Raw genomic sequence first — 21,627 nt, forward strand, 5'->3', positions numbered from 1 at the left:
CCTTTTCGCATGCAGACCCATCTCGCCCCCGAATTCCGCGACACGCCCGAGGGCCGGGAGGCCGAGGCCATCCTGCGCAAGTGCGTGCACTGCGGCTTTTGCACCGCCACCTGTCCCACCTACCAGTTGCTGGGCGACGAGCTCGACGGGCCGCGCGGGCGCATCTACCTGATGAAGCAGGTGCTCGAAGGCCAGAGCGTCACGCGCAAGACGCAGGTGCACCTGGACCGCTGCCTGACCTGCCGCAACTGCGAATCGACCTGCCCCTCGGGCGTGCAATACGGGCACCTGGTGGACATCGGCCGCCGGATCGTGGAGCAGCGTGTCGAGCGGCCCGCCGGCGAAAAGCTCGTGCGCACAGTGCTGCGCGAGGGGCTGACCTCGCGCCTGTTCGGTCCGGCGATGAAGCTGGGCCAGATGGTGCGCCCGCTGCTGCCCGGCGCGCTGAAGAACAAGGTGCCGCCGCGCGACACCCGCGCGCGCGCCCACCAGTGGCCCACGCGCACCCACGAGCGCAAGGTGCTGATGCTCACCGGCTGCGTGCAGCCGGCCATGATGCCCAACATCAACAGTGCCACCGCGCGCGTGCTGGACGCCGCCGGCGTGCAGACCCTGGTGGCCGATGGCGCGGGCTGCTGTGGCGCGATCCGCATGCACCTGAACGACCACGAGGGCGGACTGGCCGACATGCGCCGCAATGTCGATGCCTGGTGGCCGCTGGTCGAGCGCGGCGAGGTCGAGGCGATCGTGATGAACGCCTCGGGCTGCGGCGTGACGGTGAAGGAGTACGGCCACGCCCTGCAGCACGAGCCCGATTACGCCGAGCGCGCGAAAGCCATCAGCGCGCTCACGCGCGACCTGAGCGAGCTGCTGCCCGCCCTGGTGCCCGCGCTGAAGTCGCGCCTGCGGCGCGAGGTCGGCACCCGCAGGCTCGCCTTCCATCCGCCTTGCACGCTGCAGCACGGTCAGCAGTTGCGCGGCGGCGTCGAGCAGGTGCTGCGCGAACTGGGCTTCGAAGTGCAACTGCCCGCCGCCGAATCCCACCTGTGCTGCGGTTCGGCAGGCACCTATTCGGTGCTGCAGCCCGAGCTGGCCTACCAGCTTCGCGACCGCAAGCTCTCGCATCTGTTGCCACTGCAGGCCGAAGCCATCGTCTCGGCCAACATCGGCTGCATCCAGCACCTGCAGACGGGCACGATGACGCCGGTGCGGCACTGGATCGAGCTGGTTGACGAGGCACTGCACGGCCCATGAAGAAAAGGCCCTGCGGGCAGACGCCGCAGGGCCGCAAGACGAAGGGGCCTCGCAACCCCTTCCCCGCAAGCTCAGCGCACGCGGCCGGCGCGCCAGGCGGCGAGCAGCTTCTCGTACTCGATGGTCTCACCCTTGGGCTTCTCGTTGGCCAGCTTGGCCCACGGAGCCCCCTTGTCGCTCAGCCACTTCTTCGGATCTTCCTTCTTGTTGAGCTTGGGCGCACAACGGGCCATGCCGGCGCGCTCCAGGCGGGCCAGCACCTGGTCCATCTCCTCGGCCAGGTTGTCCATGGCCTGCTGCGGGGTCTTCTCGCCCGTCACGGCCACTGCCACGTTCTTCCACCACAGTTGTGCCAGCTTGGGATAGTCGGGCACGTTGGTGCCGGTGGGCGTCCAGGCCACGCGGGCCGGGCTGCGGTAGAACTCCACCAGGCCGCCCAGCTTGGGCGCAAGGTCGGTCATGGCCTTGGACTGGATGTCGCTCTCGCGGATCGGCGTCAGGCCCACGATGGTCTTCTTCAGCGACACGGTCTTGGAGGTCACGAACTGGGCGTACAGCCAGGCCGCGGCGGTGCGGTTCGGGTCATGCTTGGCGAAGAAGGTCCAGGAGCCCACGTCCTGGTAGCCGTTTTGCATGCCCTGCTTCCAGTAGGGGCCGTTGGGGCCGGGCGCCATGCGCCACTTGGGCGTGCCGTCGGCATTGACCACCGGCAGGCCCGGCTTGGTCATGTCGGCGGTGAAGGCCGTGTACCAGAAGATCTGCTGCGCGATCTGGCCCTGGGCCGGCACCGGGCCGGCCTCGCTGAAGGTCATGCCCGTGGCTTCCTTGGGCGCGTACTTCTTCATCCAGTCCACGTACTTGGTGAGCGCGTAGACGGCCGCGGGCGAGTTGGTGGCCCCGCCGCGCGCCACCGAGGCCCCCACCGGGTGGCAGCCGTCGGGCGTGGTGCGGATGCCCCATTCGTCCACCGGCTTGCCGTTGGGAATGCCGATGTCGGCAGTGCCGGCCATGGACAGCCAGGCATCGGTGAAGCGCCAGCCCAAGCTGGGGTCCTTCTTGCCGTAATCCATGTGGCCGTAGATGGGCTTGCCGTCGATGGTCTTCACGTCGTTGGTGAAGAACTCGGCGATGTCCTCGTAGGCACTCCAGTTCAGCGGCACGCCCAGGTCGTAGCCGTACTTGGCCTTGAAGCGCTCTTTCAAGTCCTTGCGCTCGAAGAGGTCGGCACGGAACCAGTACAGGTTGGCGAACTGCTGGTCGGGCAACTGATAGACCTTGCCGTCTGGTGCGGTGGTGAAGCTCAGGCCGATGAAGTCCTTGAGGTCGAGCCCCGGGTTGGTCCATTCCTTGCCGGCGCCGGCCATGTAGTCGGTCAGGTTCATGATCTGGCCGTAGCGCCAATGCGTGCCGATCAGGTCGGAGTCGGAGATCCAGCCGTCGTAGATGGACTTGCCCGACTGCATCGAGGTCTGCAGCTTCTCGACCACGTCGCCTTCCTGGATGAGGTCGTGCTTGACCTTGATGCCGGTGATCTCTTCGAAGGCCTTGGCCAGCGTCTTGGATTCGTACTCGTGGGTGGTGATCGTCTCGGACACCACCGAGATCTCCTTCACCCCCTTGGCCTGCAGCTTCTTGGCCGCTTCGATGAACCATTTCATCTCGGCCATCTGCTGATCCTTGTTCAGCGTGGAGGGCTGGAACTCGGTGTCGATCCAGCGCTTGGCCTCGGCCTCGCCGGCCCAGGCGGCCTGGCCGATCGTCAAGGCCATCGCGGCGAATGCGATCGCCTTCATATGCATTTTCATCTCGGGTCTCCTCATGAGCGCGCCCCTCGTTCGTCTGGAATCCCGGCCCGGGGGGCGAGGCGGGCGGGATCCGCAAAAACAGGCAGTGCCTCAGCCCTTGCGCATGATCAGCACCAGCAGGGCCATCGACATCACGAAACTGATCCACACGGAAGGCGGCTCGTCGAGCGAGAACCACTCGACGAAGCTCTCACCCAGCCCCACCCAGGCCAGGTTCACGTAGGCGGCGCAGAGCAATCCGACGAACAGCCGGTCCCCGCGTGTGGTGGGCATCGGCAGGAAGCCCTTGCGCATGACCGTGGGCGACTTGAGCTCCCAGATCGTCATGCCGATCAGCATCAGCACGATGCAGATGAAGAACACGGCCACCGGGGTGGTCCAGACCATCCAGGCAAACATCTCACACCCTCCCCATGGCAAAGCCCTTGGCGATGTAGTGGCGCACGAACCAGATCACGATGGCCCCGGGCACGATGGTGAGCACCCCGGCAGCCGCAAGCACGGCCCAGTCCATGCCCGAGGCGCTGACGGTACGCGTCATCGTGGCCACGATGGGCTTGGCGTTCACGCTGGTCAACGTGCGCGCCAGCAGCAGCTCCACCCAACTGAACATGAAGCAGAAGAAGGCCGCCACGCCCACCCCGGCCTTGATGAGCGGCAGGAAGATCGTGAGGAAAAAGCGCGGGAAGCTGTAACCGTCGATGTAAGCCGTCTCGTCGATCTCCCGCGGCACGCCGCTCATGAAGCCCTCCAGGATCCACACAGCCAGCGGCACGTTGAACACCAGGTGTGCCAAGGCCACCGCCCAGTGGGTGTCCATCAGCCCCAAGGTCGTGTAGAGCTGGAAGAAGGGCAGCAGGAACACCGCCGGTGGCGTCATCCGGTTGGTCAGCAGCCAGAAGAAGACATGCTTGTCGCCCAGGAAGCGGTAGCGCGAGAACGCATAGGCCGCCGGCAGCGCCACGGTGACCGAGATCACCGTGTTGATCACCACGTAGATGAGGCTGTTGATGTAGCCCGAATACCACGACGGGTCGGTGAAGATCGTGCGGTAGTTGTCCCAGGTGAAGTCCTGCGGCCAGAAGGTGAAGCTCGACAAGATCTCATTGTTGGTCTTGAAGCTCATGTTGACCATCCAGTAGATGGGCAGGATGGCAAAGACCAGGTAGGCGATCAGAAAGAGCGTTCGCTTCTGGAAACGTCCGGTCGGGTTCATTGCCCGCCCTCCTTCGGCGTGGTGCCCACGCGCTGCATCCAGTTGTAGAGGATGAAGCACAGCAGCAAGATGATGAGGAAGTAGATCAGCGAGAAGGCCGCTGCCGGACCGAGGTCGAACTGACCCACGGCCTTTTGGGTGAGGTACTGCGACAGGAAGGTGGTGGCGTTGCCCGGGCCGCCACCGGTGAGCACGAAGGGCTCGGTGTAGATCATGAAGCTGTCCATGAAGCGCAGCAGCACCGCGATCATCAGCACGCCGCGCAGCTTGGGCAGCTGGATGTAGCGGAAGACGGCGAACTTGCTCGCCCCGTCGATGCGGGCGGCCTGATAGTACGCATCCGGGATGCTGCGCAGGCCGGCATAGCACAGCAGCGCCACCAGCGGCGTCCAGTGCCACACGTCCATCACCAGCACGGTCAGCCAAGCATCGGTGGCATCGCCCGTGTAGTTGTAGTCGAAGCCCAACCACTGCAGCGCCGCACCCAGCAGACCGATGTCGGTGCGGCCGTAGATCTGCCAGATCGTGCCGACCACGTTCCAGGGGATGAGCAGCGACAGCGCCACGATGACCAGCACGACCGAGGCCTTCCAGCCCTGCGCCGGCATGGACAGCGCAAGCGCGATGCCCAGCGGGATCTCGACCGCCAGCACGGCCAGTGAGAAGCCGAGCTGGCGCAGCAGCGCGCCGTGCAGCTCCTCGTCGCGCATCACCATCGCGAACCACTCGGTGCCCACGAAGACGCGCCGCTCGGGCGAGATGATGTCCTGCACCGAGTAGTTCACCACCGTCATGAGCGGCAGGATGGCCGAGAAGGCCACGCAGATGAAGACCGGCAGCACCAGCAGCCAGGCCTTCTGATTGACCGGCTTGAGCTCGTCGTTCATGCCAGCAACTCCTCGTTCTTGTAGTAGCAGGTATGCGGCCCCACCAGGCGCAGCCACATCGTCTGTCCAGGCTCAGGCACCCGGGCCTCGGGACTGAGCCGCGCCCTCAGGACGGCTTGGCCCACCCGGCTCGTAAGCATCCAGTAGGTGCCGATGTCTTGCACCTGCTCGATGCGCACCGCCACGGCCTGGGGGTGGCCCTCGGGGGCAGGCTCCACATATTCCGGTCGCACCCCGAGCACGAACTCACCGGCCTGACGCAGGACTTCGGCCTTGTCCTGCGGGAGCGCGAGGCGGCAATCGCCCACCAGCAACTGCCCCTCGGCATAGCGGGCCTGCAGGAAGTTCATGCCCGGCGAGCCGATGAAGTGGCCGACGAAGGTGTGCCGGGGCCGTTCGAAGAGCTGGTCGGCGGTGCCCACCTGCACGGCGCGGCCGCGCGTCATCACCACCACCTCGTCGGCGAAGGTCAGCGCTTCGACCTGGTCGTGGGTGACATAGATGAGCGTGAGCTTGAGCTCGTGATGGATCTGCTTGAGCTTGCGCCGCAGTTGCCACTTCAGGTGCGGATCGATCACCGTGAGGGGCTCGTCGAAGAGCACGGCCGAGACATCCTCGCGCACCAGGCCACGGCCCAGCGAGATCTTCTGCTTGGCATCAGCGCTGAGATTGGCTGCACGCTGGTGGAGCTGGCCGCTCATCTCGAGCATCTCGGCAATCGCGCCCACACGCTGCCGGATCCGATCGGGGCGGATGCCACGGTTGCGCAAGGGGAACGCCAGGTTCTCGGCCACGGTCATCGTGTCGTAGATGACCGGGAACTGGAAGACCTGGGCGATGTTGCGCTCCTGCGGGCTTTGGCGGGTGACGTCCCGCCCGTCGAACATCACGGTGCCCTGCGAGGGCGTGACCAGGCCCGAGATGATGTTGAGCATGGTGGTCTTGCCGCAGCCCGAGGGGCCCAGCAACGCGTAGGCACCGCCATCGCGAAAGCTCATCTTCAGCGGCAGCAGCGCGTAGTCGCTGTCCTGGGTCGGGTGGGGCTTGTAGGCATGCGCCAGGTCAAGATCGATGCGGGCCATCAGGCATCCCTCCGCGTCAGGCGTTCGGGCGCCACGAGCAGCACGCCGGCCTCGTTGAAGACATAGACCTGCGAGGGGTGCAGGTAGAGCGTGATCGAGGCGCCCAGGTCGAAGTAGTGCACGCCGGTGAGCTGGGCCACCACCTCGCCCACGGGTGTGTCCACGTGCACGAAGGTGTCGCTGCCCGAGATCTCGGCGAGTTCCACCGTGCCGGGCAGGGCCACGTCGCCGTCTCGACGCTGCACGCGCAAGGCGCTGGCGCGCACGCCCAGGGTCACACGGCGCGAGCCGTTCGAGGGCAACGGCACGGCCACCTGGACGTTGCCTGGGAGCTCAACGCCCAGCGTGGCGGCCTGCCCCGGCAGCAGGTTCATCGGCGGGTCGCTGAAGGCACGCGCCACACGGATGGACTGCGGACGGTGAAAGACCTCGGCCGTGGGCCCGTACTGCAGCAGCTCGCCGGCATCCATCACGGCGGTGTAGCCGCCCAGCAGCAGGGCCTCGGTGGGCTCGGTGGTGGCGTACACCACCGTGGAATCCCCCGCGGCAAAGAGCTGGGTGAGCTCCTCGCGCAGCTCCTCGCGCAGCTTGTAATCCAGGTTCACCAGCGGCTCATCCAACAGCATCAGCGGCGCCTGCTTGGCCAGCGCACGGGCCAGGGCAACGCGCTGCTGCTGGCCGCCCGAGAGTTCGGCCGGCAATCGCTGCAGGAAGGGCTCGATGTGCAGCTTCGCAGCCAGGGCCTGCACACGGGCCTCGATGTCCTTCTCGCCGCGCAGCTTCAGCGGCGAGGCGATGTTGTCGCGCACCGTCATCGAGGGGTAGTTGATGAACTGCTGGTAGACCATCGCCACGTTGCGCTGGCGCACGCCCAGCCCCGTCACGTCCTGACCATCGACCCGCACCCGACCGCGCGTGGGGGCGTCGAGCCCGGCCATCAGACGCATCAACGAGGTCTTGCCGGCCTGCGTGGCGCCCAGCAGCACCGTCACGGCCCCGGGCACCAGGCTCAGGTTCAGGGGGTAGAGGTGGGTGTGTCCACCCACCTGCTTCTCGATGCCTTCAAGCATCAACTGCATGTCGTCTCCATCGTGTTCGGCGGGTCCTCGTTGCGGCGGCCCCTAGCCCGCCACGGCCGGCTCCCCGGCCGTGGGGGCGGCATGGACCGCAAACCATTGCGCCACAGCCTCGCGCTGGGCCTCGCTGTAGTGCAGGCCCAGCTTGCTGCGGCGCCACAGCACGTCGTCGGCACCGGTGGCCCACTCGTGGCGGCACAGGTAGTGCAGTTCGGCCTCGTACAGGCCGGGCGCGATCTCCCGGCCCAGGTCGTCCAGGCGCGCAGCACGGCCCAGCACCAGGCCGATGCGCGCCCCATAGGCGCGTGCCAGGCGGCGGCGCACCGCGGCGGGCAGCCAGGGGTGTTGCAGGGCCAGCGCCTGATCGAAGCGCTCGAAGTCGATGTCCGGGCGCTGGGGCGCGCCGATGTAGGCGCTGAGGTCGCCACCGGGCAGGTGGCGGCCCTCGGTCCACCCCCTGGGGGCATGCGACAGCGGTGGGCCGAGCAGGTCGGCCGCCTCCTCGGCCAGCTTGCGGAAGGTCGTGATCTTGCCGCCCCACACCGACAGCAGCGGCGCCTGGGCCGTGTCCAGTTCCAGCAGGTAGTCGCGCGTGACGGCCGAGGGGTCGCCCGAGGCATCGTCGAGCAGCGGGCGCACACCGGCATAGGTCCACACCACGTCCGCGGGGGTGACGGGCTTGGCGAAATAGCGGCTGGCCTGCTCGCACAGGTAGGCGATCTCGCTCTCGTCGATCTGCGCGGTGCCGATGGGGCCGTGATGCTCGACATCGGTGGTGCCGATCAGCGTGTATTCACCTTCGTAGGGAATGGCGAAGATGATGCGTTTGTCGGGGTTCTGGAAGATGTAGGCCATCGGGTGGTCGAACATCTTCCTCACGACGATGTGGCTGCCTTTCACGAGCCGCAGCGATTTGGTGTTGTGCTGCCCCGCCTCGCGGCGCAGGAAGTCCTCGGTCCAGGGGCCGGCAGCGTTCACGAGGGCCCGGGCGCGCACCTGCAGGGCCGCTGCACGCGCCGGCTGCAGCGTGGCCTCCCAGCCCTGGGGGCTACGGCGTGCCTGCGTGCAGCGCGTGCGCGTGAGGATCGTTGCGCCATGGGCCTGGGCATCCAGCGCATTGAGCACCACGAGCCGGGCGTCGTCCACCCAGCCGTCGGAGTAGACGAAGCCCTTGGTGTAGCGGCCCTTGAGCGGTGCGCCGGCCACGTGATGGCGCAGATCGACCGTCTCGGAGCCGGGCAGCACCTCACGGCGCGCCAGATGGTCGTACAGGAACAGGCCGGCCCGGATCATCCACACTGGGCGCATCGCCGGATCATGCGGCATCACGAAGCGCAGCGGCCACATGATGTGCGGGGCGCTCTTGAGCAGCACCTCGCGCTCCTGCAGCGCCTTGCGCACCAGCGAGAACTCGTAGTACTCGAGGTAGCGCAGCCCGCCGTGGATCAGCTTGGTCGAGGACGAGGAGGTGTGCGAGGCCAGGTCGTCCTTCTCGCACAGCACTACCTTCAGACCGCGGCCGGCCAGGTCGCGCGCGATGCCGGCCCCGTTGATGCCGCCGCCCACGACGAGCACATCGCACGACAGGGGCGGCCCGCCGGCCGCGGCAGCCGCGGCGACGTCCGAACGGTCGAAACTGGCGTGAGGCACGCGATCCAAGGGCATCTCCTGAGGGGGCTCGGACGCCGGCTGCGTCCGCTAATGTTCGATTATGTTCGTTTTTGCTCCTCTTTTTTCGTTTTAGGCCGAATCCGGCCTGATGACAAGGCCTGGTAAACCCTCATTTCTTTTCGTTTACGTTCGATTAAGGTTCGCGGCGCCACGGCCGTCCCACGCGGGACAATGCGCGGCATGTCGAGCCCACCGCTGATGACCCCCAACCCCCGCCAATCGCAATTGCTGGACGAGGTGCGTCGCCTCGGCTCGGTGTCGGTCGAGGCCCTGGCCGAGCGCTTCGGGGTGACGCTGCAGACCGTGCGGCGCGATGTGAAGCTGCTCAGCGAGGCCGGGTTGGTGTCGCGCTTCCACGGCGGCGTGCGCGTGCCCAGCTCGACGGTGGAGAACATCGCCTACCGCCAGCGCCAGAGCCTGAACGCGCAGGCCAAGCGGCGCATCGCGCGCGCCGTGGCCCAGGCCGTGCCCGAAGGCTGCTCGCTGATCCTGAACATCGGCACCACCACCGAAGCGGTGGCCCACGAGCTGCTGCGCCACCGCGGCCTGCGCGTGATCACCAACAACCTCAACGTGGCGGCCATCCTCAGCGACAACCCCGACTGCGAGGTCATCGTCGCCGGCGGCGTGGTGCGCTCGCGCGACCGCGGCATCATCGGCGAGGCCACGGTGGACTTCATCCGCCAGTTCCGCGTGGACATCGGCCTGATCGGCATCTCGGGCATCGAGGCCGACGGCACGCTGCGCGACTACGACTACCGCGAGGTGAAGGTCTCGCGTGCCATCGTCGAGCACTCGCGCGAGATCTGGCTCGCCGCCGATCACAGCAAATTCCACCGGCCCGCGATGGTCGAACTGGGGCACCTGAGCGAGCTCGACCGCCTGTTCACCGACGCCGCGCCGCCCGAACCGTTCCCGGCCTTGCTGGCCGAGGCCGACGTGCAATGCATCATCGCCCCTGAGGACACGCCATGAGCTACCTCCTTGCGCTGGACCAAGGCACCTCCAGCTCGCGCAGCATCGTCTTCGACCGCGACGGCCAGGTCGTCGCGATGGCCCAGCGCGAGTTCCGCCAGCTCTATCCGCAACCCGGCTGGGTCGAACACGACCCGCGCGAGATCTGGGACAGCCAGCTCGCCACCGCCCGCGAGGTGCTGGCCCAGGTGGGCACGCGCGCCCAGGCCATCGCCGCGCTGGGCATCACCAACCAGCGCGAGACCACGCTGGTGTGGGACCGCGCCACCGGCGAGCCCGTCTACAACGCCATCGTCTGGCAGGACCGCCGTGCCGAGCCCACCTGCGAGGCCTTGCGCGCGGCTGGCCTGGAGCCCGTGGTGCAGGCCAAGACCGGCCTGCGCATCGACGCCTACTTCTCGGGCACCAAGCTCAAGTGGATCCTCGACCACGTGAGCGGCGCGCGCGAGAAGGCCCAACGCGGCGAGCTGGCCTTCGGCACGGTGGACAGCTGGCTGGTGTGGCAGCTCACCGGCGGGCGGGTGCATGCCACCGACGTGAGCAATGCCTCGCGCACCATGCTCTTCAACGTGCGCGAGAACCGCTGGGACGAGGAACTGCTGCGCGCGCTCGACATCCCGGCCACGCTGCTGCCGCAGGTCCATCCGTCCAGCCATCGCTATGGCGAAGTCATCCCCGGCCTGCTCGACCCACAGGGCCCCAAGCACCTGGCCATTGCCGGCATCGCGGGCGACCAGCAGGCCGCCCTTTTCGGCCAGGCCTGCTTCAAGGCGGGGCTGGCGAAGAACACCTACGGCACCGGCTGCTTCATGTTGATGCACACCGGCGAGCGCTTCCAGCTCTCGCAAAACGGCCTGGTCACCACCAGCGCCGCGCAGCCCTCGGCCACACCGGAGTTCGCCCTCGAAGGCAGCGTCTTCATCGGCGGCGCCGTGGTGCAGTGGCTGCGCGACGGCATCCGCGCGATCAAGGCCTCGGGTGAAGTGGAAAGCCTGGCCGACACCGTGCCCGACTCCGGCGGCGTGATGTTCGTGCCCGCCTTCACCGGCCTGGGCGCGCCCTACTGGAAACCCAAGGCCACCGGCGCCATCGTCGGTCTCACCCGCGGCAGCACCGCCGCCCACATCGCCCGCGCCGCCCTCGAATCCATCGCCTTCCAGAGTGCTGCACTCCTCCAGGCGATGAGCCGTGACGCGCAAGCCGGTGGCGCCAGCGCCGTGGCCGAGCTGCGCGTGGACGGCGGCGCCTGCGTCAACAACCTGCTGATGCAGTTCCAGGCTGACCTGCTGGGCATCCCCGTCGTGCGTCCCAAGGTCATTGAAACCACCGCGCTGGGCGCCGCCTATCTGGCCGGCCTGCAATGCGGCGTCTACAAGAACCTCGACGAGCTCGCCGCCCTGTGGCAGGTGGACCGTCGCTTCCTGCCCACGATGCCGCGCAGCCGCGCGGAAGAACTCATGGCGCGCTGGGAGCATGCGGTGAGGCAGGCGACGTTGGAGTGAGCTGCTCCCCAGGCGCCATCCGTGTCAACAAGCGCTCAGAAGCCCACCTCTTTCTGATGCCGCACGGCGAGGATCGTGACGGCATCCGCTTCGATGCAATAGCGGGCCACATAGCCGCTGTCGCCGAAATCGATGACCCACTCGCGGAACTCGTCGGGCAGGTCTTCGATGGGGCGGCCGAGCTGAGGCTGCAGGCCGAGCACCCGCACGGCCTTGACGATGGCCTCACCCGCGCGCTGGGCGGCGACGGGGTTCTTGGGCCGTAGAAATTCTCGCAGGCGTTCCAGGTCGCGGATGGCGGCCGGCGCAAACCTCACTTGCGGCATGTCGGGGCGGGCAACTCATGGTCCGTGCCCCAGCTCGCCAGCCAGGCCTCGACCTCTTCAGCCGGCGCATGCAGCCCGGTGGTGCGGTACTCTTCCCAGGCCTTGAGCGTGTCCTGGCGGAAGGCCTCGCGCCGCTCCTCCCGTTCGACATACTGAGTGATCGCCTCACGCATCAGCCAGTGCGACGTGCGATGACGAGCCTCGGCCAAGCGCTTCACGCGGGCCTTGATGTCCTCATCGAGCTTGATGGCCACGGGGCGAACGGCAGCAGCAGGCATGGCAGGCGCTCAGCAAAGTATCATCAGGTATTACCTTAACATACCGCTGTCGTGATCCAGTCCCATCGTGTCGCGTTGGTCCACTGCCGTGAGCCTGCACCTTCTCGACGAGCACAAAGCGCGGATGCAGGCCTTTTCTGCTCTACAGAATCTCAGGGAAAGCGATCACGCATTCGGGCTGACGTGGCATTGAAGCCGTGTCAGTGACTTCGCAGACTCGGGTGAAGCGCTCGCGATCCGGTATCGACGATATCGTTCCGCACAGCAGTCTCACCCATCGATCCACAGGAGACTTGCCGCAGGTCACCGGCAGCACCTGAGCCGGCGTGCTGGCGCCGGTGGGCACGCCGCGCGAGATCGTGCAGCGCATCTCCACCGAGACCGCCCAGTGGGGCGACGTGATCCGGCGGGCGAAGGTGACGTCGGATTGAAGCCTCACCCCAGCTCCACCGGCAACGGCGTCTCCCACTGATCCGCCCCGCGCGCGCGAGCGATCTGGGTGCTCAGGGCGGTGGCGAAGCGGCGCAGCCAGTGGGTTTCGGCCGCGGTCCAGGTGCGGGGCTCGCCCATCTGTTCGCAGCAGATCACGCCGTGGACGTGGCCGTTGACGGCAAAGCTCACGTCGAGCAGGGCTCGCACGTCGCGCTCAATGAGGCTGTCGCGGAAACCGGCCAGGCGCGGGTCGGCCCAGGCGTCGTCGGAGCGCACGACGCGCTTGCGCGAAAGCTCGTCGAAGTACTCGCCAAACTGGGCCTCGTACAGATCGTCGTAAGGCCGGCGGTGCCAGCCCTCGGCCCGGCTGTTGGCCGCCACGCACACCAGGCGGCGCTGGCCCACCGGGCCGGTGAAACGCCAGATGCTGACCTCGCTGCAGCGGATGTGGGACAGGACATGCCCGGTCACGGCTTCGCGAAAGCCCGCCAGGCTGAGCCGGCCGCTCACCAGGTCGTCGCGCCAGCCTCGCAACAGGCTGTCGGCGGTGGCGGTCTGCACGATGCTCCTCCTGCTTGTCGAACACACCTGCGCCATTTCGACACATGAACGGCCTCACTCAAGCCCGGAGCAACCCGCGGTGCAGCCTCATCACCACAGCTGGGGCGAAGGCAGGTGCTCACTGGGCATCAACTCCCCCAAGGACGGCTGGCGCGGGCGCATCCGACACCCGATGCAGGCTCAGCGAAGATCGCTGCCGGGCATGTAAAGCACCCGTCCGCCGCTGGTGCGCTGCTGCGCCTCGATGCGGCGGCAGTCGCCGGGCGCGGGCTGCTGGCCATCCGGGCGGCCGGGCAGCCACAGGCGGCAGCGGCCCGGCGGGGGCAGCATCCCGGGCGGCACGCCATTGAGGCGGTGGTTGCCGTAGCGCACATAGGCCACTTCGCCGCTGCGCCGTGCGGCGGCCGTTTCAGCCCAGATGACCACGCCGCCCCAGCTCTCGGCATCGGCATGGGCTTTGTTGCAGGACATGGGGGGCGGCTGGTGGGCCGGGGGGATGCCGGGGTACCAGATGGCGCACTGGCCCACCGGCGGCACCTTGTCGGGCGGGACACGGAACGTGGAGACACCGCGGATGTCGGGCGCGGCGCAGCCGGCCAGCACGGCGGCCACGGCCAGCAGCGGGCGCCATCGCGACGACGGGGGCAGGATCGGAGACATCGGCATGGCCCTTCACTCTAGACGCTCGGGACGGCCACAGCGTAAGGGAATCTTTCAGGGGCCGCCGGGCCGGCCCGGCCTGCGCCTTCCTGCCACCACGTTGTCAGGAGCCTGGGCGCAGCATGCAGGCCTCATGCAGCCCGAGGAGGAACGATGGAGAACCCGCTGCCCCCCACCCCGCTGAATTGGTTCGAGATCCCGGTGCGCGACATGGCCCGGGCCCAGGCCTTCTACGAAGCCCTGTTCCAGGCGCCCCTGCGGCGCGAACGCCTGGGCGCCTATGAACTGGCGATCTTCCCGCATGCCCAAGGCCAGGTCGGCGGTTGGCTGATCCAGGGCGGAGAAGCCCCTGCGCCGGCCAATGTCGGCACCGTGGTCTACCTGGCCGCGCGGCCGACGGTGGAGGCGGCGCTGGCGCGTGCCCGACGCGCGGGGGGCCAGGTGGCCGTGCCGCGCGTGGCCTTGCCGGGCCAGCGCGGCTGTATTGCCCAGGTGTTCGACCCGGAAGGCAACCGTGTCGGCCTGCACGCCGCGGCGTAGGATGCCGGTCATGCACGAATCGTCCTTGCACGGCCTGCAGGGCCTGGGCCCCCGCAGCATCGAGGCCCTGGCCCGGGTGGGCGTGACCTCGGCGGAGCAGTTGCGCCGCGCCGATGCGGTGGAGCTATACGTTCGGCTGCGTGCGGCCTGGCCGGGCACCAGTCTGAACATGCTCTATGCCCTGGTGGGGGCCCAGGAAGGCCGCCCCTGGCGCGAGATCCAGCGCGAGCGCCGCACCGAGCTGCTGCTGCGGCTGGATGATCTGGGCCAGGCGCCCCGCTGCTGAACGGAGGGGCCATGCGACGCGCCGACCGTCTGTTCGAACTGGTGCAACTGATCCGCGCTCGCCGCCTGTCCACGGCCGCGTGGCTGGCGCAGCGGCTGGAGGTGTCCGAGCGCACCATCTACCGTGACGTGGCCGACCTGCAGGCCCAGGGCGTGCCCATCGAGGGTGAGGCCGGCGTGGGCTACCGGCTCGGCGCGGGCTTCGACCTGCCCCCGCTGATGTTCACGGCCACCGAGGCTCAAGCCCTGGTGGCTTCGGTGCGCATGGCCCAGGGCTGGATGGGGCCGCAGCTCGCGCGTGGCGCCGAGACCGCGCTGAGCAAGATCCTGGCAGTGCTGCCGGGGCTGGAGCGGGCCGCGGCCGAGAGCGTGCCGCTGTATGCCCCCGAGGTGGCCATCGACGCGACCACGCGCGCCCACCTCGAATCGGCCCAACATGCCGCCGAGCAGCGCCACAAGCTGCACATCCGCTATCGCGACCTGAAGGAGCAGACGAGCGAGCGTGTGGTGCGTCCGCTGGCCTGCACCTACTGGGGCCGGCTGTGGACGCTCACGGCCTGGTGCGAGTCGCGCGAGGATTTCCGCACCTTCCGCATCGATCGCATCGAGCGCTTGGAAGCGCTGAACGAACGCTTCCGCGACGAGCCGGGCAAGACCCTGGCCGACCTGCTGCGCCGCATCGAGGCCGAGATGAGCGAGCGCTGCGCCGCGGTGGATGCCTAGAACCGATCGGCCTGGCGCCGGCGCCCGGCCAGGCCGGGCCGCTCGTCGAGGCTTTCCAGCCCGAGGCTGACGTGCTGACGGAACTGCGAGAACGAGCGGCAACGCCGTCCCGGCTCGCCGAACAGCGAGGGCGGCACCCTCAGCGGCCAGGGCACGGGGCCCAGGTGAGGGTCGGCCCAGCCGTCCACCCGGCGGGCCCCGGCCAGCGCCCGGGCCAGTTCGGCCGCGTCCGTCCACCACACGGTCTCGCAGGCCGCGCGCAGCCGCTCACCGGCGAAGCGCCAGCGTCGCTCGCTCCAGGGCCAGCGGGCATGGAACGGGGCCGGCCACCAGCCCAGGCACAGCGTGTCGGGTGGCAGGTCCTCGGGCACCGGCCCCAGGGCCCAGGGGTGCATCAGCCACACGGTGCGGCCTTGCACGCGCGCGGGGTCCAAGGGCTCGAAGAAACCGTCGGGGGGCTGGGTCCGGCAGGGCGGCTCCACCACGCCCTCGCCGTCCGCGCCGGGAACCGGCGCCGTCTGGCGGGCCAGCCGGTCCAGGGCCTCGTAGCCCGTGTCGATGACGCTGCCCGGGCTGAGCCAGGGCGAGCCCGGCGGCGCGTAGCGGGCGACGTTCTCGGCATTGAAGAGGTAGGGTTTGTGGCTGCCGGTGCCGGCCACCCATTGCCAGCTCAGGTGGTTGCTGGCGAGATCGCCGTCGATCAAGTGGGCGAACAGCCAGTCGGCCCCGGCACGCCAGTGCACCTTGCGCAGGTGCACCACGTAGGAGGCCAGCCACAGGCGCACATGGTTGTGCAGCCAGCCGGTGGCATAGAGCATGCGCACCGCCGTGTCGATCACCGGCACACCGGTGGCGCCTTCGCGAATGTCGCTCGGCAAGGCGGTGGCATAGGCGGCCTCGGGCAGCACCCCGTCCTGCAGGCTGGTGAAGATGCGCTCGCCTTCGTGGCGCCACACGTGACGGAAATAGGCCCGCCAGCCCAGCTCCTGGACGAACTTGTGGTTCAAGTCGAGCCGATGGCGGGCGTTGACCGCCGCCAGCACCGCGGGCAGACGCAGGAAGCCGTGCGTGATATAGGGTGACAACCGGGTCACCGCACCCTCGAGATGGTTGCGGCTGCGGGCGTATTCGGCCGGGCACACGGCCGCCAGCCGCTCGCGGGCGGCCTCGGGTGTGGGAGGCCAAATATTGCGAGGATCGGGACTCATGAGGCCGCTTCGTCGGCAAAGAGGTCGCGTTGCCGCTCAGGCGGCAGGGTGGCCGCACGTGCTCGGATGCGCCCGACCATGGACGGCAGGCCACTCTTGCGCGAGCCGTGGCGTGCCTGGATGGCATCGGCCTCGGCGCGGGCCCCGGGCTCGCGGCGCAGGGCGTAGAGCCGGTCTTTCGCCTGGGCCACCGCCTGGGCGGCATCGACCAGGGGCGCCGGGTAGTCGCGGCCGATCACGCAGGCTGCGGCGCGCTGCACCTCGGGCGGCGCGGTCCAGGGCTCGGCCAGGTAGGGCAGCGGCAGGCGGGCGAGTTCGGGCACCCAGCGGCGGATGAAGGTGCCCTGCGGGTCGTGCTCGCGCGCCTGCTTGGTGGGCGAATAGATACGCAGGGTGTTGATGCCGGTGGTGCCCGACTGCATCTGCATCTGGCTCCAATGGATGCCGGCCTCGAAGTCGAGGAACTGGCGCGCCAGGTGCAGGCCGGGCTCGCGCCAGTGCAGCCACAGGTGGTAGGCCGCAAAGCTCACCAGCATCGCGCGCATGCGGAAGTTGAGCCAGCCGGTGGCCACGAGCGAACGCATGCAGGCGTCCACCATCGGGTAGCCGGTCTGGCCGCGGCACCAGGCCTCGAAGCGCACACGGTCGAAGGCCGGCTCGCGCAGGCCGTCGCAGGCGCGCGAGAAGTTGCGCCACTCGATCTCGGGCTCGTCTTCGAGCTTTTGCATGAAGTGGCAGTGCCAGCGCAGTCGCCCCGCAAAGCCGCGCAGCGCATGCGCAAAGCGCCGCGAGGCCGCATCGCCTTCGGCCTGCAGCGCCGCGATGCGCGCCTCGGTGGCCTGGTGCACGCGGCGCATCGACACCATGCCGAAGGCGAGATGGGCGCTCAGGCGGCTGCAGCCGCTGGCCGCACTCAGCGGGCTGGAGAGATCCCGGCGATAGTGTCGGCCCCGACGCTGCAGGAAGTCATCGAGCGTAGTCAGCGCCGCTTCTTCGCCGGCCTCGGGCAACGGCACATCGGTCGGCGCCAGGCCCAAGTTCGCCAGCGTGGGCAGCTCGGGCAGGTCCAGCTGCGGAGCGGTGAAGCCTGACGGCTCGGCACATTCGGCGGCGTTCATGCGTGCGGCCCACCGCGCAGCCCAGCCGATGCGCGAGCGCAGGCGCCGCACCACACCGGTGTGCGGCCACTCCTGCCACACCACGCCCCGCGCACGGCACCACGCGGCCACGGCGCGGTCGCGGTCGTAGGTCCACCCCGGGCCGGTCTCCTCGTGGCTGAACAGCCGGGTCAGTGCGAAACGACGGTGCAAGCGCTCCAGCACCTCGGTCATCGGGCCGCACTCCACCAGCAGCGGCAGGCCCTTGTCGGCCAGCCGTGCACGCAGATACGCCAGCCCCTGCAGCACGAAGGCCACATGGCGGGCGTCGCATTCGGGGCTGGCCAACCAGTCGGGTTCGATGGCGTAAAGCCCCAGCGCCGGCCCCGCCTGGGCGGCGGCCGACAGCGGTGCATGGTCGTGCACGCGCAGGTCGCGCTTGAACCAAACGAGAGTGGTCATCCCTGCATTGTGGGAACGTGGCTCGGCAAGCCGGGGCGGCCCTGTGCGATGCACCCAGACCCTGCAGGGCCAAGCGTCCTAGGACACACCCGGGGCGGGTTTTGCCCGGTGGATGTGCGGCGCAGGGCTCCCTATAGTGCCGGCGAACAATATCGAACGACCGTTCGTTTTCAGACTCCCCAACCGCTCTTACAACCCCCCCCTTTCCTGAAAGGCGCTTCATGACCTTGTCCAGACCCCTGGGCGCCCTGGCGGCCGCCACCCTCCTGTTCTTGTCGGCTTGTGGCGGCGGGGGCGACGCCCCGCGCGGCGCGGTCGTCTCGGCCAGCGTGGTCGGCAGCCTGAGCACGGCGCAGATCGATGAGGGCACGCAGCGCTCCGGTTTGCAGCCCTTGTCCGGCACTGCCCAGTGCGGTGTGGTCGCGCACCAGGTGCGCTACGTCACGCGCGACCCGCGCGGCCGTGAGGCCGAGGCCACCACCGGGGTGCTGGTGCCCAGCGGCGCCTCGGCCGCCTGCTCGGGCGCGCGCCCGGTCGTGCTCTACGCCCACGGCACCAGCCTGGACAGCCGCAAGAACATGGCAAACCTCGCCGACGGCGAAACCCAGCTCGTGCTGGCCATGTTCGCCGCGCAGGGCTACATCGTGGTAGCGCCCAACTACCTGGGCTATGCGGGCTCCAGCCAGAGCTGGCACCCCTATCTGAACGCCGAGGCCCAGGCGGTGGACATGATCGATGGGCTGCGGGCCGCACGCCGTGCGCTGCAAGCGGCCGGCGGACCGCAGCCGACCGGCCCGCTGTTCATCACGGGCTACTCGCAGGGGGGTCACGTGGCCATGGCCACGCACCGCGCGCTGCAGCGCGACCACGCAGGCGAGTTCACCGTGACCGCCTCGGGCCCGATGGCCGGCCCCTACAACCTGGCCGAGTTCGGGCGCCTGATCAACGAAGCCCAGCAGATCAACGCCGGCGCCGTGCTCTTCACGCCGCTGCTGCTCACCAGCTACCAGCGTTCCTACGGCGACGTCTACACCAGCCCGGCGCAGGCCTACAACCCGGCGTACGCCGCGACGATCGAATCGCTGCTGCCCAGCACGTCGAGCATCGAGACCTTGGTGATGCAAGGCCGCCTGCCCAACGACCCCACGTTCACGGTCAAGCTCTTCCAGAACGGCACCCACCCCGATGGCCTGATCCTCGACAGCTACCGGCAGGACTACGTCAACAATCCCAACAACGGCTTCCGCCGTGCGATGGCTCGCAACACCCTGCTGGGCTGGACGCCGACCCGTCCGGTGGCGATGTGTTCGGGCGCCTACGATCCGACAGTGTTCTTCGCCATCAACCAGCCGGTGATGCTGGCCGATCTGAACAGCCGCATGCAGGTGCCGCTGCAGGCGATCGGGTTTGATCTGGAAGACGAGAGTTCGGTCGGCACGGCCATCTACACGGGTTTCCAGAACGCCAAAACCGCTGAAGGCGTTGACCCCGTTGCTGACTACCACGGCAAGCTGGTCCCGCCCTTTTGCACCGCCCTGATCCGCGGCTTCTTCGAGCAGTTCCTGGGCCCGCAGTGAACCCTCGCAGCGTCGTGCGCATCACAATGCGCACGACGCTTTCGCGAAGGACTTGCCCATGCTGCAACTGCACCACTACCCCAGCACCGCCTCGATGGCGCCCCACATCCTCCTAGAGGAACTGGGGGTGCCGTACGAGCTGGTGCTGGTGGATCGCACGAAGAACGCCCACCAGTCGCCCGAGTACCTGAAGCTCAACCCCAATGGGCTGATCCCGGTGCTGGTCGATGGCGACCTGGTGCTGTATGAATCCGCGGCCATCTGCCTGCACCTGTGCGACACGCACCCCCAGGCCGGCCTGGCGCCCGCACTGGGCACGCCCGAGCGCTCGCACTTCTACAAATGGCTGGTGTGGCTGACCAACACGCTGCAGGCCACGCTCATCGTCTACTTCTACCCCGAGCGCTGGGCCAGCACGCCCGGCGCGGTGGCCGAGGTGAAGCTGGCGGCCGAGGCCAAGGTGGGCACGCTGATCGACCAGCTCGACGCCGAACTCGCCCGCCACGGCCAACCCTGGCTGCTGGGCGAGCGCTACACCGCGGTGGATGCCTATGCGCTGATGCTGTGCCGCTGGACGCGCCACTTCAAGCGCCCGGCGCGCGCGCTGCCGCACCTGGCGCCCTATCTGCAGCGCGGCCTGGCCCGGCCGGCCATCCAGCGCGTGTTCGAACAGCAGGCCCTGCCCCAGCCCTGGGTCTAGCCCAGCCGGGATCGCCAGTACGCCACCTGCGGCGTGGAGCCCTTGGCCAGCAGCCGTTCGTTGAGCAGCGCGCGGCCGAGCGAACGGTGGCTGCTTCGTGAGCAGGCCGCCATCAGGGTCAGGTCGATGAGATCGCGCTGGGCATGGCTGCCGCCGAAGCGATGCGCCACGGCGCGCAGCGGGGCGAGATGCGCCACGGCCGCGTCCCAGTCCTGTCGGGCGAAGGCGATCAGCCCGCTCATCAGCGGCAGGCCCACCTCCTGGGCCATCGCACGGTGGAGCCCCGGCTGGGTCTGCAACTGGTCGATCACCTGCGCCCGCAGGGCTTCGGCACCGGCCACGTCCCCAGCGCCCAGGCAGGCCATCAGCGCATGGGCGTCGTTGAAGGCATAGTGCCCGACGGCCTCGGTGTCTCGCGCCCAGCACGCGGCGAGCGCTTGCCATCGCGGGCCCACGTCGCCGCCCAGCAGTTGCAGGCGCCACAGCATCGCGGCCGCGTCCAGGCGTTGCAGCGTGAGGCCGCCCTCGATCAGCGGGGCCACTTCGCCGTCGTAGACCCGCAGGGCGCCGTCCAGGTCCATCGCTTCCAGGTGGAACAGCGCGAGGTGCCAGGCGTTGTGGCCGCGCAGCCCGTTGTCGTCTTCCGACCAGTTGCGCCGCTGTGACTGCAGCCAGGCGCGGCCTTCGTCGTGGCGGCCCTGCATCTCCATCACATGGGCCACGGCATGCACGGCCCAGGGCACGCGGGCCCCGCCGCCCAGGGCCTCGCGGCCCACGGCTTCGGCCTGCGGGTAGAGGTGGTTTTCCTCCAGGCCGAAGGCGTACATCCCCAGCGCATAGGGATACAGCGCATCGTCGCGCGGCCATGCCGGCAGCACGCGGGCCACGCGCAGCCGCAGTTCGCGGGCGTCGCCGCGATAGAAGTCGAACAGATGGGCGAGCTGCAGGGCGAGGTGATCGCAGGGGTGGTCGAGCAGCAGGCGCTCCCACAGCTCGCAGGCGCCTTGCCAGTCGCCGGCCCAGGCGCGCTGCGCGGCCGCAAGATGGGCTTGCTCGCGCTCGTTGCCGCAGCCACGTGCAGCGGTTTCCAGCGCCTCGCGCGCAGGGGCCAGCAGGTGGCGTTCGGTGAGCGTGAGCAAGAAGCCCGCACGCATCACATGCGGCAGCATCCAGCCGGGGTCGGCGGCGCTGGCGGCGTCCAGATCGGCCAGCGGGTCGCCGTAAAACGACGACAGGCGCCACAGGGCCTGCTCGAGGTGATCCAGCGCCGCATCACTGGCGGTGCTCACCGGGCAGCCGCGGCGGTCTTG

22 protein-coding genes are annotated in these 21,627 nt (G+C 68.8%); 8 read left to right on the forward strand and 14 right to left on the reverse strand.

Going from position 1 to position 21,627, the window contains the following annotated elements:
• Positions 1-9: 9 nt before the first annotated feature.
• On the forward strand, positions 10-1,254 hold the full coding sequence (glcF, locus tag AC1ECW_RS01505; RefSeq protein WP_409710304.1) for a glycolate oxidase subunit GlcF: 1,245 nt from the start codon (positions 10-12) through the stop codon (positions 1,252-1,254).
• Between the two features lie 71 nt (positions 1,255-1,325).
• On the opposite strand, the gene AC1ECW_RS01510 is transcribed toward glcF, so the two are convergent.
• The 7 genes from AC1ECW_RS01510 to glpD all read right to left on the reverse strand — a co-directional run bounded on the left by AC1ECW_RS01510 (position 1,326) and on the right by glpD (position 8,985).
• Positions 1,326-3,059 carry an ABC transporter substrate-binding protein gene (locus tag AC1ECW_RS01510; protein WP_481201013.1) on the reverse strand — a complete coding sequence of 578 codons (1,734 nt, stop codon included), beginning with the start codon at positions 3,057-3,059 and terminating at the stop codon, positions 1,326-1,328.
• Between the two features lie 90 nt (positions 3,060-3,149).
• Complete coding sequence (locus AC1ECW_RS01515; protein WP_409705809.1) at positions 3,150-3,458, reverse strand: DUF2160 domain-containing protein; 309 nt, start codon at positions 3,456-3,458, stop codon at positions 3,150-3,152.
• A 1-nt stretch (position 3,459) separates the two neighbouring features.
• A complete protein-coding gene (locus tag AC1ECW_RS01520; RefSeq protein WP_409705812.1) occupies positions 3,460-4,275 on the reverse strand; it encodes a carbohydrate ABC transporter permease in 816 nt (271 codons plus the stop codon).
• Positions 4,272-5,162, reverse strand: a complete 891-nt coding sequence (locus AC1ECW_RS01525) for a carbohydrate ABC transporter permease (RefSeq protein WP_409705815.1) — start codon at positions 5,160-5,162, stop codon at positions 4,272-4,274. Before AC1ECW_RS01525 ends, AC1ECW_RS01520 begins: the two co-directional genes overlap by 4 nt.
• Positions 5,159-6,244 (reverse strand): ABC transporter ATP-binding protein, encoded by a 1,086-nt coding sequence (locus AC1ECW_RS01530; RefSeq protein ID WP_481201014.1) that lies wholly within the window; start codon positions 6,242-6,244, stop codon positions 5,159-5,161. The genes AC1ECW_RS01525 and AC1ECW_RS01530 overlap by 4 nt, the downstream gene beginning before the upstream one ends.
• The gene (locus tag AC1ECW_RS01535; RefSeq protein WP_409705821.1) at positions 6,244-7,323 is read right to left on the reverse strand and encodes an ABC transporter ATP-binding protein; all 1,080 of its coding nucleotides are present in this window, start codon (positions 7,321-7,323) and stop codon (positions 6,244-6,246) included. The genes AC1ECW_RS01530 and AC1ECW_RS01535 overlap by 1 nt, the downstream gene beginning before the upstream one ends.
• Positions 7,324-7,365: 42 nt before the next feature.
• Positions 7,366-8,985, reverse strand: a complete 1,620-nt coding sequence (gene glpD / locus AC1ECW_RS01540) for a glycerol-3-phosphate dehydrogenase (RefSeq protein WP_409705824.1) — start codon at positions 8,983-8,985, stop codon at positions 7,366-7,368.
• A 204-nt stretch (positions 8,986-9,189) separates the two neighbouring features.
• Between glpD and AC1ECW_RS01545 the strand changes: the two genes are divergently transcribed.
• Positions 9,190-9,966, forward strand: coding sequence for a DeoR/GlpR family DNA-binding transcription regulator (locus AC1ECW_RS01545; protein WP_409705861.1), 777 nt, complete (start codon positions 9,190-9,192; stop codon positions 9,964-9,966).
• Positions 9,963-11,468: a glycerol kinase GlpK gene (gene glpK, locus AC1ECW_RS01550; RefSeq protein WP_481201015.1), complete on the forward strand. Its 1,506-nt coding sequence runs from the start codon at positions 9,963-9,965 to the stop codon at positions 11,466-11,468. The genes AC1ECW_RS01545 and glpK overlap by 4 nt, the downstream gene beginning before the upstream one ends.
• Positions 11,469-11,503: 35 nt before the next feature.
• Here the strand turns inward: glpK and AC1ECW_RS01555 are convergent, their stop codons facing one another.
• From AC1ECW_RS01555 to AC1ECW_RS01570, 4 genes are all read right to left on the reverse strand, one after another.
• On the reverse strand, positions 11,504-11,794 hold the full coding sequence (locus AC1ECW_RS01555) for a type II toxin-antitoxin system RelE/ParE family toxin (protein WP_481201016.1): 291 nt from the start codon (positions 11,792-11,794) through the stop codon (positions 11,504-11,506).
• The gene (locus AC1ECW_RS01560) at positions 11,782-12,072 is read right to left on the reverse strand and encodes a CopG family ribbon-helix-helix protein (RefSeq protein WP_409705833.1); all 291 of its coding nucleotides are present in this window, start codon (positions 12,070-12,072) and stop codon (positions 11,782-11,784) included. The genes AC1ECW_RS01555 and AC1ECW_RS01560 overlap by 13 nt, the downstream gene beginning before the upstream one ends.
• Before the next feature lie 435 nt (positions 12,073-12,507).
• Entirely contained in the window at positions 12,508-13,065 is a 558-nt protein-coding gene (locus AC1ECW_RS01565; protein ID WP_481201017.1) for a GAF domain-containing protein, read from the reverse strand.
• A gap of 180 nt (positions 13,066-13,245) precedes the next feature.
• Positions 13,246-13,725, reverse strand: coding sequence for a hypothetical protein (locus AC1ECW_RS01570; RefSeq protein WP_409705842.1), 480 nt, complete (start codon positions 13,723-13,725; stop codon positions 13,246-13,248).
• A 153-nt stretch (positions 13,726-13,878) separates the two neighbouring features.
• Between AC1ECW_RS01570 and AC1ECW_RS01575 the strand changes: the two genes are divergently transcribed.
• Genes AC1ECW_RS01575 through AC1ECW_RS01585 form a run of 3 tightly spaced genes read left to right on the forward strand, consistent with a single transcriptional unit; the run spans position 13,879 to position 15,273 of the window.
• Positions 13,879-14,265 carry a VOC family protein gene (locus AC1ECW_RS01575; RefSeq protein ID WP_481201018.1) on the forward strand — a complete coding sequence of 129 codons (387 nt, stop codon included), beginning with the start codon at positions 13,879-13,881 and terminating at the stop codon, positions 14,263-14,265.
• Between the two features lie 10 nt (positions 14,266-14,275).
• The gene (locus AC1ECW_RS01580; RefSeq protein WP_409705849.1) at positions 14,276-14,551 is read left to right on the forward strand and encodes a TfoX/Sxy family DNA transformation protein; all 276 of its coding nucleotides are present in this window, start codon (positions 14,276-14,278) and stop codon (positions 14,549-14,551) included.
• An 11-nt stretch (positions 14,552-14,562) separates the two neighbouring features.
• Complete coding sequence (locus AC1ECW_RS01585; RefSeq protein WP_409705852.1) at positions 14,563-15,273, forward strand: helix-turn-helix transcriptional regulator; 711 nt, start codon at positions 14,563-14,565, stop codon at positions 15,271-15,273.
• Here AC1ECW_RS01585 and AC1ECW_RS01590 read toward each other — a convergent pair.
• Positions 15,270-16,481 (reverse strand): FAD-binding domain-containing protein, encoded by a 1,212-nt coding sequence (locus tag AC1ECW_RS01590; RefSeq protein WP_481201019.1) that lies wholly within the window; start codon positions 16,479-16,481, stop codon positions 15,270-15,272. The genes AC1ECW_RS01585 and AC1ECW_RS01590 overlap by 4 nt on opposite strands.
• Positions 16,478-18,040, reverse strand: coding sequence for an FAD-binding domain-containing protein (locus AC1ECW_RS01595; RefSeq protein WP_481201020.1), 1,563 nt, complete (start codon positions 18,038-18,040; stop codon positions 16,478-16,480). The genes AC1ECW_RS01590 and AC1ECW_RS01595 overlap by 4 nt, the downstream gene beginning before the upstream one ends.
• A 221-nt stretch (positions 18,041-18,261) precedes the next feature.
• On the opposite strand from AC1ECW_RS01595, the gene AC1ECW_RS01600 reads away from it, so the two are divergent.
• Complete coding sequence (locus tag AC1ECW_RS01600; RefSeq protein ID WP_481201021.1) at positions 18,262-19,617, forward strand: alpha/beta hydrolase family protein; 1,356 nt, start codon at positions 18,262-18,264, stop codon at positions 19,615-19,617.
• Between the two features lie 58 nt (positions 19,618-19,675).
• Entirely contained in the window at positions 19,676-20,317 is a 642-nt protein-coding gene (locus AC1ECW_RS01605; RefSeq protein WP_481201022.1) for a glutathione S-transferase family protein, read from the forward strand.
• On the opposite strand, the gene AC1ECW_RS01610 is transcribed toward AC1ECW_RS01605, so the two are convergent.
• The gene (locus AC1ECW_RS01610) at positions 20,314-21,606 is read right to left on the reverse strand and encodes a tetratricopeptide repeat protein (protein WP_481201023.1); all 1,293 of its coding nucleotides are present in this window, start codon (positions 21,604-21,606) and stop codon (positions 20,314-20,316) included. The genes AC1ECW_RS01605 and AC1ECW_RS01610 overlap by 4 nt on opposite strands.
• Positions 21,607-21,627 lie beyond the last annotated feature (21 nt).

The sequence above is a fragment of the Caldimonas hydrothermalis genome, assembly GCF_056746695.1.

Coding starts and splice junctions, on each gene's coding strand:
- glcF (WP_409710304.1), top strand. CDS start 10: ATGCAGACCCATCTCGCCCCCGAATTCCGCGACACGCCCGAGGGCCGG.
- AC1ECW_RS01510 (WP_481201013.1), bottom strand. CDS start 3,059: ATGAAAATGCATATGAAGGCGATCGCATTCGCCGCGATGGCCTTGACG.
- AC1ECW_RS01515 (WP_409705809.1), bottom strand. CDS start 3,458: ATGTTTGCCTGGATGGTCTGGACCACCCCGGTGGCCGTGTTCTTCATC.
- AC1ECW_RS01520 (WP_409705812.1), bottom strand. CDS start 4,275: ATGAACCCGACCGGACGTTTCCAGAAGCGAACGCTCTTTCTGATCGCC.
- AC1ECW_RS01525 (WP_409705815.1), bottom strand. CDS start 5,162: ATGAACGACGAGCTCAAGCCGGTCAATCAGAAGGCCTGGCTGCTGGTG.
- AC1ECW_RS01530 (WP_481201014.1), bottom strand. CDS start 6,244: ATGGCCCGCATCGATCTTGACCTGGCGCATGCCTACAAGCCCCACCCG.
- AC1ECW_RS01535 (WP_409705821.1), bottom strand. CDS start 7,323: ATGCAGTTGATGCTTGAAGGCATCGAGAAGCAGGTGGGTGGACACACC.
- glpD (WP_409705824.1), bottom strand. CDS start 8,985: ATGCCCTTGGATCGCGTGCCTCACGCCAGTTTCGACCGTTCGGACGTC.
- AC1ECW_RS01545 (WP_409705861.1), top strand. CDS start 9,190: ATGACCCCCAACCCCCGCCAATCGCAATTGCTGGACGAGGTGCGTCGC.
- glpK (WP_481201015.1), top strand. CDS start 9,963: ATGAGCTACCTCCTTGCGCTGGACCAAGGCACCTCCAGCTCGCGCAGC.
- AC1ECW_RS01555 (WP_481201016.1), bottom strand. CDS start 11,794: ATGCCGCAAGTGAGGTTTGCGCCGGCCGCCATCCGCGACCTGGAACGC.
- AC1ECW_RS01560 (WP_409705833.1), bottom strand. CDS start 12,072: ATGCCTGCTGCTGCCGTTCGCCCCGTGGCCATCAAGCTCGATGAGGAC.
- AC1ECW_RS01570 (WP_409705842.1), bottom strand. CDS start 13,725: ATGTCTCCGATCCTGCCCCCGTCGTCGCGATGGCGCCCGCTGCTGGCC.
- AC1ECW_RS01575 (WP_481201018.1), top strand. CDS start 13,879: ATGGAGAACCCGCTGCCCCCCACCCCGCTGAATTGGTTCGAGATCCCG.
- AC1ECW_RS01580 (WP_409705849.1), top strand. CDS start 14,276: ATGCACGAATCGTCCTTGCACGGCCTGCAGGGCCTGGGCCCCCGCAGC.
- AC1ECW_RS01585 (WP_409705852.1), top strand. CDS start 14,563: ATGCGACGCGCCGACCGTCTGTTCGAACTGGTGCAACTGATCCGCGCT.
- AC1ECW_RS01590 (WP_481201019.1), bottom strand. CDS start 16,481: ATGAGTCCCGATCCTCGCAATATTTGGCCTCCCACACCCGAGGCCGCC.
- AC1ECW_RS01595 (WP_481201020.1), bottom strand. CDS start 18,040: ATGACCACTCTCGTTTGGTTCAAGCGCGACCTGCGCGTGCACGACCAT.
- AC1ECW_RS01600 (WP_481201021.1), top strand. CDS start 18,262: ATGACCTTGTCCAGACCCCTGGGCGCCCTGGCGGCCGCCACCCTCCTG.
- AC1ECW_RS01605 (WP_481201022.1), top strand. CDS start 19,676: ATGCTGCAACTGCACCACTACCCCAGCACCGCCTCGATGGCGCCCCAC.